The organism is Sphingobium sp. TCM1, assembly GCF_001650725.1.
Taxonomy (GTDB): Bacteria; Pseudomonadota; Alphaproteobacteria; order Sphingomonadales; family Sphingomonadaceae; genus Sphingobium.
Map to the genome: position 1 here is coordinate 1 of NZ_LXVX01000002.1, position 15,243 is coordinate 15,243.

At 63.3% G+C, this 15,243-nt stretch carries 12 protein-coding genes; 8 read left to right on the forward strand and 4 right to left on the reverse strand.

Annotated features, from left to right (window positions below):
• A partial coding sequence (locus tag A7Q26_RS25780; protein ID WP_232313627.1) for a hypothetical protein occupies positions 1-181 on the reverse strand: 181 nt, incomplete at its 3' end.
• 33 nt (positions 182-214) lie between these two features.
• Here A7Q26_RS25780 and A7Q26_RS01125 point away from each other — a divergent pair.
• Genes A7Q26_RS01125 through A7Q26_RS01150 form a run of 6 tightly spaced genes read left to right on the forward strand, consistent with a single transcriptional unit; the run spans position 215 to position 10,591 of the window.
• Positions 215-565: a hypothetical protein gene (locus A7Q26_RS01125; protein ID WP_066856189.1), complete on the forward strand. Its 351-nt coding sequence runs from the start codon at positions 215-217 to the stop codon at positions 563-565.
• Positions 565-1,278 (forward strand): ParA family protein, encoded by a 714-nt coding sequence (locus A7Q26_RS01130; RefSeq protein WP_066855388.1) that lies wholly within the window; start codon positions 565-567, stop codon positions 1,276-1,278. The genes A7Q26_RS01125 and A7Q26_RS01130 overlap by 1 nt, the downstream gene beginning before the upstream one ends.
• The gene (gene bcsA, locus A7Q26_RS01135) at positions 1,275-5,642 is read left to right on the forward strand and encodes a UDP-forming cellulose synthase catalytic subunit (protein ID WP_066855392.1); all 4,368 of its coding nucleotides are present in this window, start codon (positions 1,275-1,277) and stop codon (positions 5,640-5,642) included. The genes A7Q26_RS01130 and bcsA overlap by 4 nt, the downstream gene beginning before the upstream one ends.
• The gene (locus tag A7Q26_RS01140; protein WP_066855395.1) at positions 5,639-9,115 is read left to right on the forward strand and encodes a cellulose biosynthesis protein BcsC; all 3,477 of its coding nucleotides are present in this window, start codon (positions 5,639-5,641) and stop codon (positions 9,113-9,115) included. The genes bcsA and A7Q26_RS01140 overlap by 4 nt, the downstream gene beginning before the upstream one ends.
• On the forward strand, positions 9,112-9,576 hold the full coding sequence (bcsD, locus tag A7Q26_RS01145) for a cellulose biosynthesis protein BcsD (protein WP_066855397.1): 465 nt from the start codon (positions 9,112-9,114) through the stop codon (positions 9,574-9,576). The genes A7Q26_RS01140 and bcsD overlap by 4 nt, the downstream gene beginning before the upstream one ends.
• On the forward strand, positions 9,566-10,591 hold the full coding sequence (locus A7Q26_RS01150; RefSeq protein WP_066855400.1) for a glycosyl hydrolase family 8: 1,026 nt from the start codon (positions 9,566-9,568) through the stop codon (positions 10,589-10,591). The genes bcsD and A7Q26_RS01150 overlap by 11 nt, the downstream gene beginning before the upstream one ends.
• 609 nt (positions 10,592-11,200) lie before the next feature.
• Here A7Q26_RS01150 and A7Q26_RS01155 read toward each other — a convergent pair.
• Entirely contained in the window at positions 11,201-12,190 is a 990-nt protein-coding gene (locus A7Q26_RS01155; RefSeq protein WP_066856191.1) for an NADPH:quinone reductase, read from the reverse strand.
• 72 nt (positions 12,191-12,262) lie between these two features.
• Here A7Q26_RS01155 and A7Q26_RS01160 point away from each other — a divergent pair, with 72 nt between their 5' ends.
• Entirely contained in the window at positions 12,263-12,643 is a 381-nt protein-coding gene (locus A7Q26_RS01160; protein WP_269747213.1) for a winged helix-turn-helix transcriptional regulator, read from the forward strand.
• Between the two features lie 393 nt (positions 12,644-13,036).
• Here A7Q26_RS01160 and A7Q26_RS01165 read toward each other — a convergent pair whose 3' ends face one another.
• Both A7Q26_RS01165 and A7Q26_RS01170 read right to left on the reverse strand, forming a co-directional pair.
• A complete protein-coding gene (locus tag A7Q26_RS01165) occupies positions 13,037-13,825 on the reverse strand; it encodes an SDR family oxidoreductase (protein ID WP_066855403.1) in 789 nt (262 codons plus the stop codon).
• The gene (locus A7Q26_RS01170; protein WP_054436074.1) at positions 13,822-14,151 is read right to left on the reverse strand and encodes a nuclear transport factor 2 family protein; all 330 of its coding nucleotides are present in this window, start codon (positions 14,149-14,151) and stop codon (positions 13,822-13,824) included. Before A7Q26_RS01170 ends, A7Q26_RS01165 begins: the two co-directional genes overlap by 4 nt.
• 96 nt (positions 14,152-14,247) lie before the next feature.
• On the opposite strand from A7Q26_RS01170, the gene A7Q26_RS01175 reads away from it, so the two are divergent.
• A complete protein-coding gene (locus A7Q26_RS01175; protein WP_066855406.1) occupies positions 14,248-15,141 on the forward strand; it encodes a LysR family transcriptional regulator in 894 nt (297 codons plus the stop codon).
• Positions 15,142-15,243: the final 102 nt, after the last annotated feature.

Below are 15,243 nucleotides of genomic sequence, written 5' to 3' on the forward strand. Positions count from 1 at the left end.
CGTTTTCACACAGTCTGGGTCGATGGCCGACCGAAGCAGAAACATAATCCATTGGGTGCGGCTCCGCTGTCGAATGATCCTTGTCATCGCGGAACAGGACCGCCATCGAAATAAAGGCTAAGCAAAATTTTTCCCTTATAGCGATGCAGCTGATCGCAAACGGCTTTTTAACCATCGACATATATAGCATGCTGCAATGCAAAAGGGGAATTTGATGCGAGCAGATGCTGCCAACCTCCTGGCCCGGCTGGGAAGGAGGGATTTCCGTTATCGGGAGTTCACCGACAATTTCGCCGATATGGAGCTATGGCCAATCTTCGAGGCGCTGCTGACGGACAAGCGCGTGGTCGGCAAGCCGCTGTCCGCGCTGGCCGCGCGGCATGTCGAGGACATTCTGCCTTCCAGCAAGGCTAGCCCGGCACGGCCGCCGGAGCCTGCGTCCACGGGCGGCTTGTTCGACGGCTATGGCGACGGCGCCCGCCCCTCTTCCGCCAGTCAGGAGGCCGGGGAATTGCGGTCCTATCTGCAACGCCTTTCAAAAGGCTCGCATGAGGGGCGCGACTGATGCCGCTGATCCTCTGTCACTCGGCCAAGGGGGGAACCGGCACCAGCTTCATCGCCGCGCACCTTGCCATGCATCTGGCCCAGCAGGGGCATGAAGTCGTCGCTCTGGACTTCACCTATCAGGATGCGCTCAAGCTCTATTTCGGCCTGCTCCCGACACAGTCGCTGGTCGAGTTCCGCGGGTCCGGCTCCTCGCCGCTCGCGGTGGCTGGCGTCGAGCTGTTTTCCGGTTACGCCCTTAGCCGCGAGAGCGATTTCATCGAGGCGCTGCGGGCCGGTCGATCACCCTTCGCCGAACGGAAGATCTATATCGCCGACGTAGCCGCCGGTGATCGTGAAACAAAAGACCTGTTGCTGCCCTTCGCGCAACTGCATCTCTGCGCGCTGTTGCCGCATCCGGTGTCGCTGGCCGCTCTGACAAAGGTGCAGGCAGGAACCCCGGCGATCGAGTTGACCAAGACGGCCTTCATCCTCAACCAGCTTGACGACACGCACCGCTTTTCCCGCCACGCCCACATATTCTTGCGGGAACTGCTGGGCGAACGACTGATCGGCACCATTCGGCGTGATGAGGCGGTCAACGAGGCCGCCGCCATGTTCGAGCCGATCAACAAATATGCAGCGGCCAGCGCGGCTCTGGCTGACATCCGTGAGGTCGCGCGTGCGGTCGAGCAGCGTGCGGGGCTGGTGACGGAGGCCGATCAACTCTCATGAAGTTCCTGTCTTCACAGCCTGCAAAATGGCTGGCTTTGCTGTGCGTGGCGCCCCTGACCCTGCTTGTGGTCGGCGTTCCGCTCGATCTCGATGCGCAATGGCTGTTCACGGGCATAACCATCGTGGGCGCCATCGTGCTGGGCCGCTCTCCCACGCGAAAGGCGACGTTGACGCTGGGCATCCTGTCGCTGCTGGTTTCGACCCGCTATATGTTCTGGCGCACCACCCAGACGCTGGAATTCGGCACCTTGCCGGAATTCCTGCTGGGGAGTGGCCTTTATCTTGCGGAAATCTATGCCTGGGTCATTCTATTGCTGGGCTTTCTGCAAACCAGCTGGCCGCTTAACCGGCCCGTGGTTGAGATTGCGGGCGAGCCTGAGCATTGGCCCGTCGTCGACGTTTTCATTCCCACCTACAATGAAAGCCTGTCGATCGTGCGCAATACCGTGTTCGCGGCGCTGGACATGGATTACCCCGCCGACCGCTTTCGCGTTTTCATCCTCGACGATGGCCGTCGCCCCGAATTTCGCGCCTTCGCCCGGCAGGTGGGCTGCGGATATCTGACCCGCGCGGACAATCTTCATGCCAAGGCGGGCAATCTGAACGCGGCGATGAACAAGACGCGCGGCGAACTGATCGCGATCTTCGACTGCGACCATGTGCCCACGCGTGCCTTCCTGCAGATGACCGTCGGCTGGTTCCAGAAGGATGCAAAGCTGGCGCTGATGCAGACGCCGCACCATTTCTATTCGCCCGACCCTGCCCAGCGCAACCTGCGCACGGTGGACGATCTGCCGGGCGAGGGCGACCTGTTCTACGGCAATGTGCAGGGCGGCAATGACCTGTGGAACGCCGCCTTTTTCTGCGGCTCCTGCGCCATCATCCGGCGCGAAGCGCTGACGCAGACCAACGGTTTTGCCGGCGAGACGGTGACGGAGGACGCGCATACCGCGTTGAAGCTCCAGCGCATGGGGTGGAACACCGCCTATATCAGCGCGCGCCTGTCCGCAGGACTCGCCACCGAGCGGCTGGTGCTGCACATCGGCCAGCGCATCCGCTGGGCGCGCGGCATGACGCAGATCATGCGGATCGACAACCCGCTGCTGGGGCCGGGCCTGAAATGGCAGCAACGCCTTTGCTACCTGAACGCGATGCTGCATTTCCAGTTTCCGCTGCCCAGGATCGTGTTCCTCACCAGCCCGCTTGCATATCTCATCTTCGGCCAGAACATCATCCATGCCTCGGCATCGCTGATCTTCGCCTATGCCGCACCCCACCTCTATTGCTCGATGGTGTCGGGCGCTCGATCGCAGGGCGGCGAACGCCGACCCTTTTGGGGCGAGATATACGAGACGATCCTGGCCTTTCACCTAGTCCCCGCAACGATCCTGACGCTGTTCAACCCCCGCAAGGGCAAGTTCAACGTCACCGACAAGGGCAGCCTGCTGGACCGCACCTATTTCGACCTTGGCACGGTGAAGCCGCACCTGATTTGCATCGCGCTGATGCTGTTGGGGGTGATGCTGGGCTTCGTGAAGTGGCTATTCTTCCCACATCTGTTCAACATTCAGTTCGACACATTGATATTGAACACCCTGTGGGCGGGCTTCAGCCTCATCATCCTGCTCGCGGCCGTATCCGTCGCGCGCGAAACACGGCAGGCGCGCGAACATATCCGCATCGAAACGCAGGTGCCCGTCACCATCTATCTTCAGGACGGGCATGTGTTCGACGCGATGACCACCGACCTTTCCATGGGCGGCGCCGCGATCCTCCTGCCGCTCGACGTGTCTCTGCGCGACCGGATGGTGACGCACATCTCGCTGCCCATGGGCGACGAGAAGCTGACGCTGCCGGTCGACAATATCCGCAGCGATCGAACTCGGGCGTTCCTGAGCTTCCAGCCGCTCGACGTGACTCTCTCGCGCCATCTCGTCCGCGCCATATTGGGCCGTGCCGACGCCTGGCAGCCCGTTGCCTCTCCGCGCCCGGTATCGGGTCTGCGATCCTTGTGGGATATCATTGTGGTTGATTTCACTACGCTCAAGCGCCTGTTCCGCCTGAACCGCACGGAACGGCGCACGCTGAAGCGCGAACAGGCAAAGCTGCCCGGCGCCCCAGCCACCAAGGCGGCCGCTGGCCTGCTGTTGGCTGCTGGCGCGCTGTTCGCCATGCAACAGCCATCCCGGGCGCAAACCCCTGGGGTAGCAAGGATCGCCGCAACGCCAGCTTCGGCCGCTGGCGCGCGCCAGCAGCGGCTGAACTTCCGCGATCTCCAGATCCACTCGCCCATCCGGCTTCAGGGCACACGGGGCGAAATCGGTATCCCCTTTGGCATGCGCCGCAACGACGTGGTCACCAACGCCAGCCTGACGCTGAACCTGGCGTGGTCGCCCGCCATGCTGGGCGACCTCAGTCAGTTAGTCGTGTTGCTGAACGGCGAGGTCGTGGGCACCCTGCCTTTGCATCCCGGCGACGCAGCGGGCCAGATCGTCAAGATACCGGTCAACCCCGCGCTGTTCCTGCCGGGCGACAACCGTCTGAACCTGCGCCTGTTGGGCCATTATACCCGCGATTGCGAGGATCCGTTTCACAGCTCGCTCTGGGCCAATGTCAGCAATGTTCGGTCCTGGTTCGACCTGACCGTTCAGTCGTTGCCGATGGCGCCCGACCTCGCTCGCCTTCCCGGCCCCTTCTTCGACCGTCATGACAATCTGCCTTTGCGCTTGCCCTTCGTCTTTGCCGGGCGTCCCGGCAATGGCGAACTGGAGGCGGCGGCCAGCGTCGCGTCCTGGTTCGGCGGCATGGCCAGCTATCGGGGCTTTTCCTTCAAGCCGCTCCTGAACCAGCTGCCGCAAGGAAATGGCGTCGTTTTCCTGCTGGGCAATCGCTCGGTCGCGGGCCTAACAATGCAGGCGCGCGGGCCCTCGGTGGCGGTGGTCCGCAATCCGCGCGACAATTTTGGCGAATTGCTGGTCGTCATGGGCCGCAATGTGCAGGAACTGAAACTCGCCGCAGCAGGCATCGCCAGCGGCCGGGGCGTCTTTGGTGGAGCGCAGATGTCCTTCGACAATGTGCGCATTCCGACCTACCCGCGCTATTCGGCGCCGCGCTGGATCAGCACCGATCGTGCGGTGCGCCTGGGCGAGTTGACCAACGCCTATGCGCTTCAAGGCCTGGGCCTTCCGCCCGGTCCGCTCAGCACCCGGTTCCGCATCACGCCCGACCTTTTCTTCTGGCCGCGCCAGGGGGGCCGGCTGGACCTGCGCTATCGCTATCCCACGGCCGACTGGCTGGACAAGCGCGGTTCCCGGCTCGACGTGTCGATCAACAACCAATATCTGCGCACCCTGCCGGTCGCAGGCGGCGACTGGTGGGATCAGATCGTCGCCGGCAAGGGCGCCGTATCCCAGGACAGCCGCGCATCGGTGGTCCTGCCGCGCTATAATCTGTTCGGTCAGAACGAGCTGGTCTTCGACTATAATCTGATCCTGGCCAACAAGAAGAAGTGCGAGGGCACGCTGCCGGACAATGTTCGGGTCAGCATCAGCCCGACCAGCACGATCGACTTTAGCCATGCCTATCACGCGCTGCAGATGCCCGATCTCGCCACCTTCGCAGGCGCAGGCTATCCCTTCACCATCCGCCCTGACCTGGCCGAGACGGTCATCGTCATGGGCCGCGATCCCTCGTTGGGAGCGATCGAAGCGTTTCTGGCGCTGATGGGCCGCTTTGCAGACTCCACAGGCCTTCCAGCCACACATGTAACCGTCGCCAGCACGATCGAGCCATCGGCGATGGAGGGCAAGGACATATTGGTTCTGGGCTCCAGCAGCGTCGCCAGTTCAGAGCAGCTGTTCGGCTCCGCGCCCGTACGCTTCTATGACGGGGCATTGCATGTGGCCGAACGGTCGGCGCTGCAGAATATCCAGAGCATATTCGCCCTGGGCGAACGATCTTCGCTGGAGGAGGCGGAACAGACCATCTACAACACCACCGGCTTTTCCGGCATCGTAGGCTTCCGTTCACCCTTCGACAGTGGCCGCAGCGTGGTGGCCCTGCTGGCAAACGACCCGAATGCCCTGCCCCAACTGGTGAACGGCATGGCCGATACCAAGATCAATGCGCAGATACAGGGCGACCTGGCGGTGACGGACGGCGAAGGCATGACCAGCTTCGCGGTCGGCCCGACCTATTGGGTGGGATCGCTGCCGGTCTGGATGCGGATCGCCTACTGGTTCAGCCAGCGCCCCATCCTGATGGCGGCGAGCGGCCTGCTTCTGGCGCTGTTCCTGGCGGGCCCCGCCTATCTTTACCTTAACCGGCAGGCCAAGCGCCGCCTCGCAGCGGCGGACGAAGCATGAGCAGGACCATTATGATGCGTAAGTTGCTGATCGCGGCCCTGGTCGGATCGACCGCCATCCCGTGCATCGTCCAGGCAGAGGTGCCGGGCGTCGCCGCCCTGATCCAGCAGGGTCGCTACTGGCAGGGCAAGGGGCGGCAGGATCTGGCCAACCAGGCCTTTCGCCGTGCATTGGTGCTCGACCCGTCCAATGGAGAGGCGCGGCGCGGCCTGAACGGCGGCGGCTCGCGGACTCCAGCGCCTGCCCCTGCCGTTGCAAAGCCTGCCGCTGCGCCTGCGCCAGCACGTCAGGCTCGCACCACTGGCCAGACGACCCAGCCGACCGCGCCTGCGCCCCGGACGCGCAGCGACACCGGCGGGGACGCGCGGGCTGCCGGTTTCCGCGCACTGGAACGGAGCGATCTGGCCGAGGCTTCCACTCTGTTCGAGCGCGCGCTGTCGCGCAATCGTGCCGATGCCGGTGCACGGGGCGGCCTTGGAATCGTAAGACTGCGCCAGAGCCGCTTCAGTGAGGCGCGCGACCTGCTGGAGCGGGCATCGCGAACGGGCTCGGCGGCGCAGTGGGCGGAAGCGCTGGCCAGCGCCCGCTTCTATGGCGACCTTGCCGACGCACAAGTGGCATTGTCGGCAGGCCGTCTTGCCGAGGCGCAGGCAAAAGCGGAGGGTCTGGTCCGATCAGGCTATACCGATCGCCAGCCCGCGCTCGAACTGCTGGCGAACATTTATGAACGGCAGGGCCGTTATGCAGACGCCGCAGACATGTTCCGCCAAGCGTCGAACCAAGGGGCTAGCGACAGCCAGTCGGAAGCTCGCCTGAAGAGTCGGGCCGCGCGCGGCCGCGCGTTGGCCGCCGTGGCGCAGGGCGATCCGGTGACCGCTGAGCAGGAATTCCAGTCGGGCCTGTTGCTCGATCAGAGCGATCCCTGGATTCGCTACGAATACGCGCGCTTCATGATCGATCGCGGCCGGACATCCGATGCCGACTCTCTTGTCCGCTCGCTTTCTGCCTCCTCCAGTGCCGACGCTCTCTATGCGGCCGCGCTCATCAACAATGAGCTTGCCCGCCCCGCCGCCGCCGATGAGCTGATCAGCCGGATTCCCGATGCGCAGCGCACGACGCAGATGCGGAACTTCGCGCTGGGCCTCAAGACCGATCAGGCGATCCGCCGCGCCCGCGAGATCGGCGCAATGGGGCGTCAGGCGGAGGCGCGCGCGGCATTGCAGCAGCTGAGCGGCACGCCCGGTATGACCGCTGCCAAGCAGGCGGCGATCGCCGACGCGCTTTATGATCTGGGTGACCTCGACGGGGCGGCCGGGCTGGCGCAGCAGGCACTGGCGGGCGACATCAGCGATGTGGAAGGCTATGAGCCCGTCGTCCGCGTGTTGGCCAAGACCGGCCGCGACGACCTCGCCGCAGCCGCGCTTCAGCGGGCCAACCAGATGACAGGCGGATCGGCCGATGGCCAGCGGTCTCTGGCACGGATCAGCGGCGGCATGGCGGCGGCGCAGGCGGACCGGCTGCGCCTGGCGCAGCAATATGCGCCAGCGTTCGACCTGCTCCAATCGGCCTGGAATGCCGCGCCCGGCAACCGAGAGGTTCTGTCCGCGCTCGCCCGGCTCTATCAGTCCGGCGGCATGCCTGCGCGTGCGGCGCAGAGCTATCAACTGATCCTGGCGCAATCGCCCAAGGATCGCGACGCCACGCTGGGCCTGATTGAAACAGCAGGCGCGGCGGGAGACACCACGCTCGCCCGTCAGGCCATCGACCAGGCAGCCCAGCAGTGGCCGAACGATCATGAGGTCTATCTGGCCGCTGCCCGGATGGAGCAGGCGCGCGGCAACGAAGGGGCGGCCATCCGCTATCTGAAGCGAGCGCGCGAAATCTATGCAAGGCAGGCAGGCATCGCGCCAACGCTGACCGCGGCCAATCCCTTCGGCACGGCGGCGATGGGCGAAAATCCGTTTCGTTCGCAGGCTGTCGCGCCTGCCCCAGCCCCTATCAACCCCTTCGCGCTCAGCGGGCGCGCGCGGCTTCCTTCGCCCGCCAGCTATGGATCGGGCTATGGCGGGCCTGCTCAGACTGTGGTCCCGCAGCAGAGCAGCTTCGCCGCTGGGACGCCGGGGTTCGCGGGCAACGCGCTCGCCTCCGCCGCTTTCACTTCCTCCTCATCCTTCGAAACGCCCCAGGGCGGCAGCGGCATCGGCGATCCCGTGCTGGCACGCCTCGAATCCGACATCCGCTCCCTGTCCAGGGACAGCGGTCCGCGCGCCGAGGTGGAAACCGGCTATCGCGAGCGGTCCGGGGAACCGGGCTTGAGCGAGCTCAAGGAACTGACCGGCTCAGCCGCCATTTCCACCAGCATCGGCAATGGCCGTCTATCGGCCAAGGCGGAAGCGGTGGTGCTCGATGCCGGTGCGCCCAGCCAGTCCGGGCAAGCGCGCTTCGGCGGCAATGGCCTGCCGGAGGCTGCCGCCATCGTCGGAGAGGTGGACCAGGCGAACATCCCGGTCGGGACGCAGCATGCGTCCGGCGTGGCGTTGTCGGCATCCTACAAGAGTCCGCTGTTGCAGCTGGAGGCGGGCACCACGCCGCTCGGCTTCGGCACTACGCGGGCGACCTGGCATGCGGCGGTGACGCCGCAATTCTCCTCCGTAGCGTCGGGCAAGATCTGGTTCGAGCGCCAGCCTGTCAAGGACAGCATCATATCCTATGCCGGTGCCAGCAATCCGGCCAGCGATGCCGCTGTCGGCGCGGCCATGGCGCAGATCGCCAATGCGGCGCGCGACCCGGTGACGGGCCTGTCCCCGGTCGACTATGCCACTGGCGGCGCCTATGGGCTGGGCGAACGTTGGGGCCAGGTGATGAAGACCGGCGGCGGCATGTCGTTCAGCTATGATCGGAACGGCACCGGCTTCTACGGTGATGCCACCTACCACCGGTATCGCGGCGAGAATGTCCGGAACAACTATGGCATCCAGCTGAACGCGGGCGGCTATATGAGGGTCTATCAAGGCAATGGCTCCACCGTGACTGGCGGCATCAACGTCAATTATCAGGACTTTGCCAACAACCAGAACTTCTTCACATTCGGACATGGCGGCTATTTCAGCCCGCAAAGCTTCCTCAGCGTGGCCTTCCCGTTGCGCTACACCTATGACAGCAGTCGCTGGGAAGTGCGGGGTAATTTTGCGCCCGGCTACCAGAGCTTCGATCAGGACGCCGCCAATCTCTATCCGACCAGTGACGCCGCGCAGGGGCTTCTTAACGATTTGAAGCTACAGGATAGCGATGTGCGTTCGAGATATGATGGCCTTAGCAAGACCGGCTTCGCCCTTTCCGCTGACGGAGCCATCTATTACCGCGTTAGCCCCTCGACACGGGTTGGAGGACAGATGGGCATGAACACATTCGGCACGTACGACGAATTCCGCTCGCTGATCGGCATTCGCCAGTCGCTGGGAGCCGGGCGATGAACGAAACCACGCACCGCTTCATGGCGGCCGGACCCGTTGCCGCCGATCCCAAGGGGCTTGCCCTTCTCAGTGCGATGACCGCCGCTGAAATCTGGGCGAGCGCCTCTCCTGCACAGGCGCGCGGCTTTTATATGGCGGTCGGGGGCAGGCTCGCCGCGGCTCAGCCGATGGACGAAGCCACCGATCTGGCGCTGCTCGCCACCCGCGCCAACATGCTGTGGGCGGCGCTCGATTGGGGCCATGTCGACCTGCATATGGAAGATCAGGGCATTGCCATCCGGCATGAGGGGCTGCCCCATGCACTGGACGGGGACGTCGACGGCCACTGGCGCGAGATCGTCAGCAGCGTGCTCGAGGGCGTCTATGACGCATGGTTCCGTGCGCTGGGAAGCGGTGCGACGCTGATGACGCGAACGGTCGATTTCAATGGCGGGACGCTGGACCTCTGGCATGGTCATTGACCGCCGCAGTTTTGCATTGGGCGCGTTAGCGGTGATGACGGGATCATGCGCCCGCGCTGGCAGTCCGAGGAGCCGGAGCGGCCGGAGCAGCAGTCCGGCCGCCAAGGCGCTGTGGGCTCAGTTCAAGGCAAGATTTCTGGACCCGTCCGGTCGGATCGTCGACACCGGCAACAACAATGTCAGCCATAGCGAAGGACAGGGCTATGGTTTGTGGCTTGCTCAGATGGCTGACGACAAGACGGCCTTCACCAGCATGTTCGAATGGACGGAAAAGACGCTGGCCCGGCCGGATTTGGCCCTCTACGCGTGGCGATACGACCCGCGCCAGACTGACAAGGTGGCCGACAGAAACAATGCCACCGATGGCGACATATTCATCGCCTGGGCGTTGGCCCGGGCGGGAGAACAGTGGAAGGAACCTTTGTTTACCTCGCGATCGGAGGAGATAAGGGCTGCCATATTGACGCATCTGGTGACAGAGCGTTTTGGCAGGCGGCTGCTTTTGCCTGGGCTGGACGGCTTTTCGACACCGAATAAGGTGACGGTGAACCCATCCTATCTGGTTTGGCCGGCCTTCGACAAATTCCTCTCTCTGGATGGGCGCGGCGTGTGGGGACCATTGGTGACCGACAGCGAAAAGCTGCTTCTGGACGCCCGGTTCGGACCAAATCGCCTGCCAACCGACTGGGTGGACGTGACCGCCGACGCGGCGCTGGCGCCCGCCGCCGGCAAGCCGCCACGCTTCGGCTTCGACGCCGTCCGCGTGCCGCTTTATGCCATGGCCGGCGGCCGCAGGACGTTGGCCGATCCCGTCATTTCTTTCTGGCGCCAATATGCGCGGCTGGGAAAGACGATCCCCGCCTGGATTGACGTGCAGTCCGGGCAACTCGCCGAATATCCCCTTTCAGCCGGGGGGATGGCTGTCGTCGATCGAAGCCTGGACCGCGCAACTACGCCTGCGATGCCGACAGACTATTATTCCGCTGCTCTCCAGAGTCTCTCGAAAGCCCTTTGACTATGCTTCGTTCGGCAAAAGCTTAGATGCACAGGTTGCGTCATTCGATCTGTCCGTTTTCCCACAGCGTTGAAACTACACCTGGACACATCGGGAGAAAGGCAGATCAGGCCTTTCCCATCGACTGATCTCGGCCTTCCTCTCCTCGTCAGCGGCATTTGGTAGCCATCCAGAAAGTGTAGAGCGTTCTCACCGGCATGTCGTTGTCGCGAATGGCAGCTCGCGAGATCCACGAACTGCTGACAAAATGTCTGGCATTATCCCGTGCTTCCCCACCAACCGTCGAACTTGGAAATGACCGGTTCCGGCTTGCACCCAGATCCACGTAGCCCGATCGGAAGGGCGTAAGCTGGTCGACGGCCGTAGGAATAGCTGCCCTTCCGGACTTGGAGATCGAAAATTGGCCCCTGAACGGTAACAAAGGGTCGGTTGTGATGGGCAAGGCATTGGACAAAGGCGTCATCCCGGGAGGCTTCGCTGGACGGCCGCTATCGCTAGATCCAGTCGTTTGTGAGCCGATGTGTCTTCCTATCGCCTAAGCGCAAGCTGGGTGGTTACCCGAATGACCGCTGACCGGTAAGGATCGGCGGAAGCTGTCTCGCCGTCTCATTAGTCCACCACCCGAACAAGCGCCTTGCCGGTCACTGCCCCCTGTTCGAGAGCGATATGCGCATCGGACGTTCGGTGCAGGGGTTCTATCAAGCCAATCAACGGCTTGTAGGCTCCTACCTCGAGGCCGGCGGTGATGTCGAGGATGGCAGCGTGTTTAGCCGACATCGGTACCGTGTAGATGTATACGAACCTAAAAACGGCGCCGGTGATCATCGCGCGCAGCAGCGGGATCGAGCTTTCATCCGTCGCGTCCCGCATCGCATACGAACTGATGACCCCACCGTTCGCCAGACAGGCCAAGTCGAGGTCGAGGTTCGCGACGAGATTAACGTCGACGATGCGATCGACGCCTGCGCCTGCCGTCGCTTCTTGTATTCCGGCCACGACATCGACGCTGCGCAGGTTGAGGACCAAATCAGCGCCTGCGTCGCGCGCGATGGCCTCGTGCTGTGGATCGAGGACCGTTGTGGCGACCCATGCCCCCGCCCATTTGGCGAGATGGATCGCGGCCGATCCCACCACGCCTGCGCCACCGTGGACGAGTACGCGCCGACCTTTGAGGTCTCCATCGGCAAAGAGGCAGCGGTGAGCCGTCAGCGCAGGGATGCCGAGGGACGCCCCGATCTCGAACGACGTGTTGGCTGGCAGCGGCACCGCATTGGCAGACGGTACGACGACATAGTCGGCCGCCGTTCCCTCCGCACGACCGGACTGCGCTTCGAAGATCCATACGCGCTCGCCGACCCGCGTCGCGGGGACATCTGGGCCTACGGCTTCGATCACCCCGGCACCGTCTTGGTGCGGAATGATGCGCTCATAGGGCATCGCGGACGAAAAGCCGGTTCGCACCTTTACGTCGGTCGGATTGATGCCCGATATGTGCACGCGAACAAGAACTTCTCCCGCGTTGGGCATGGGCGTGGGGAGGTCGCCGAGGATCAGGACATCGGCGGCGGCCCCTTGGCGGTCGTAGTAAATGGCACGCATGATCAACTCCTGCTGTCCCAGCTCGCGACGGAACGGGCTGGCGGAACTACAAATCTGCACATGGAGGCGAGTTTGCAAGAAGGCACACATTTGATATATAGGGATAAGAAGTATACTAATGGCATCATGACATCAGATTTTAAACCGGCTCGCTGTGCCGTCGCCGTCACCGTCGAAGTTGCCGGCGGCAAATGGAAGCCGCTGATCCTTCACTATCTGCTCGGCGGTACCAAGCGGTTTGGTGAACTGCGCCGCCTAATCGGCGGGGTGACGCAACGCTCCCTCACGCTCCAACTGCGGCAGTTGGAAGACCATGGCGTCATCCGTCGCGAAGTGTTTGCGGAGGTGCCTCCTCGAGTTGAATACTCCCTGACGGAAAGAGGCAGGACGCTTGCGCCCGTCCTCGAAGCAATGAAACAATGGGGCGAAACCTACGCGGCTCAGCGGCTATAGGCGATGCGCTGCTCTACGATCGCCTACGGGCAACGCGGTTCCGGCCGTCAACGGCAACAAAAGGGCGCCTGACGACCGGCAGCTTCCAGGAACGCGAACGGCAGCCCCTGTCGGGATGGTCGTTCGTTGACTTGCTCGAAAACGGCCGGGTCTGGGTCGCGAGCTTCCGGAAAAAGCGGAAGGTCTGCACCTGGGTAGCCGGACTCTGGCACTGAGCGTCTTGAACGGGTCGCCTGCCGCCGGATAGGCGGGGAGAGGGCACGCTCACGTTCTCCCTTAGCATGAGGCGCCCATTCCATCCAAGAGGCCACAGCCTCACTCCTCCGGCTCGCATCCTCGCGACGGCAGAAATCGGCGCCCCACGACCGCCATTATGAGGATGCCGACCCAAGCTCACACGGTGCTGACCGTACCGCCATCTATGACAAATTCAGCGCCGTGGATCGCCCCTGCACGATCCGAAGCCAAATAGGCGATAAGGTCGGCGACTTCGGAAGGCTCCGCCCCGCGGCCGATTGGAATGCCGCCGAGAGCCTCAAGGACTGACTGCCTCGCATCCTCGATTGTGCCGCCATTCGTGTCCTGCAGGCGCTCCAAGAAGCGGCCCGTCGACTCAGTCATGATCCAGCCAGGGGAGACCACGTTGACCCGCACACCCTTGGGACCAAGCTCCTTGGAGAGCGATTTGCTGTAGGTCCTGAGCGCGGCCTTGGCGGCGGCATAAGCTGTCGTCGATTCCGGCAATGGCAGCACGGACTGGATGGACGTGACATGCACCACGGCGCCGGCGCCTTGTTCGATCATCTTGGGCACCAGCAGGCGATCGAGGCGGACGGTCGCCAGAAGGTTGAGGCTCAATTCCGCAAGCCAGTGTTCATCGGTCAAGGCAACGAAGCCGCCGCCCGGCGTGGACGAACCGCCGATGACATGCGCGAGAATGTCAATGCCGCCCAAGCGTTCGAGAGCAGCATCCGCCAGCGCCTTGCTGCCTTCCGGGGTCGCGAGGTCGGCCTGGACGAACTCCACTCCGTCGATGGGCTCCGGCGTTCCGCGCGCGGCGGTGATAACGCGCGCGCCTCCGGCCAGAAACCGGTCTACCGTGGCGCGGCCCGCACCTTTGGTGCCGCCGCTGACGAGTACGCGCTTTCCTGCGAACTCGGTCCGATCAGCCTTGATCGTCATGCCGTGACCTCCACTGCCTTGATCGCATCGGCTTCGATCGCGAAGCAGTAGGTGAAGCGGATGGGACTACCGGGAAAGTCGCCATGGGCGGGGCCTTCGACGACGACCAGACCGTCTTCGCGGCGGATAGCATCCGGCGTGAAGATGGCTTTCACGGCGATGACCTCTTCCTCGAACAGGGTCCGGATCTGGTCGTGGCCCTCAAAGCGCTTCCCATTATCCAGGAAAGCCGCGTCAGCAGCAAACGGCTTGAGCATGGCGTCTGCATCGAGCCGTGCGTTGGCCGCGACATAGTCGGCGATGGGTTTAGGTAGTTCGATCGGCATTGCTACGCTCCTTGCGGTGACGAGGAGAATTTAGCGCCACACAATGATTGTGATAATCGGGCTAAACCGGCATGTGGCGTTGCGAAAGGCGGGACAATGTCGAAACACGGTTTGATCGGATTTGACGCTGTGCTTGCGATAGCGCGGCGGGCATCGTTCCGCGCGGCAGCGCTGGAACTGGGGCTTTCCACCACTGCGCTAAGCAATGCCGTCGGCAAGTTGGAAGGGCAGCTTGGCGTCCGACTGTTCAATCGCACGACTCGCAGCGTGTCCCTCACCGATGCTGGACGAAATTTCGTCGAGCAGGTTGGGCCCGCTGTGAGCACCCTCCACGAAGCGATGGGAGCCGCTCGGTCACAGCAGGAAACACCCTCCGGAACTCTGCGGATCAATGCTTTCGCCACAGGCGCACGGGAGATACTCGGCCCACTTTTGCTGAAGTTCCTGCGACGTTATCCCAAGGTTCACATCGATCTCGTCACCGAGGGCCGGATTGTCGACATCGTCGCTGAGGGGTTTGACCTCGGATTACGAACCGCAAACCTGGTGCCGACCGACATGATCGTCATTCCAGTCGGACCTCCGCGCAGTTTTGCCGTCGTGGCGTCGCCTGCATATTTCAAGGCCAACGACAAACCACGCACACCCCCGGACCTGCTTCACCACTCCTGCTTGCGCATCCGGTTGCCAAACGGCGCGCTGCATCGCTGGCACTTCGAGAAGAACGGCCAGCCTGTTTTAATCGATGTTTCCGGCCCCATAACCCTGGACGAGGCGAGCCTGTCGCGCATCGCCGTGCTCGATCATGTCGGCATCGGTTATTTCATGGAAGCCGACGTCCGGGACGACATCCAGGCGGGACGCCTGGTCCGTGTCTTGGAAGACTGGACGCCGCCGCTCGCACCCTTGTGCCTCTATTATCCTAGCCGGCGAAATGCTTCAGCTGCTTTCAGGGCCCTGATCGAGATGGCGCGACAATCACCCGGGTGACCGACATGCCGGGACTGCTTTTGCCATCAACTGCCATTCTCCGTGCTAGGCTGAATGGCGGTATCGGGTCGCGACCTGCTGGAATACCGGACGGACCGCAAC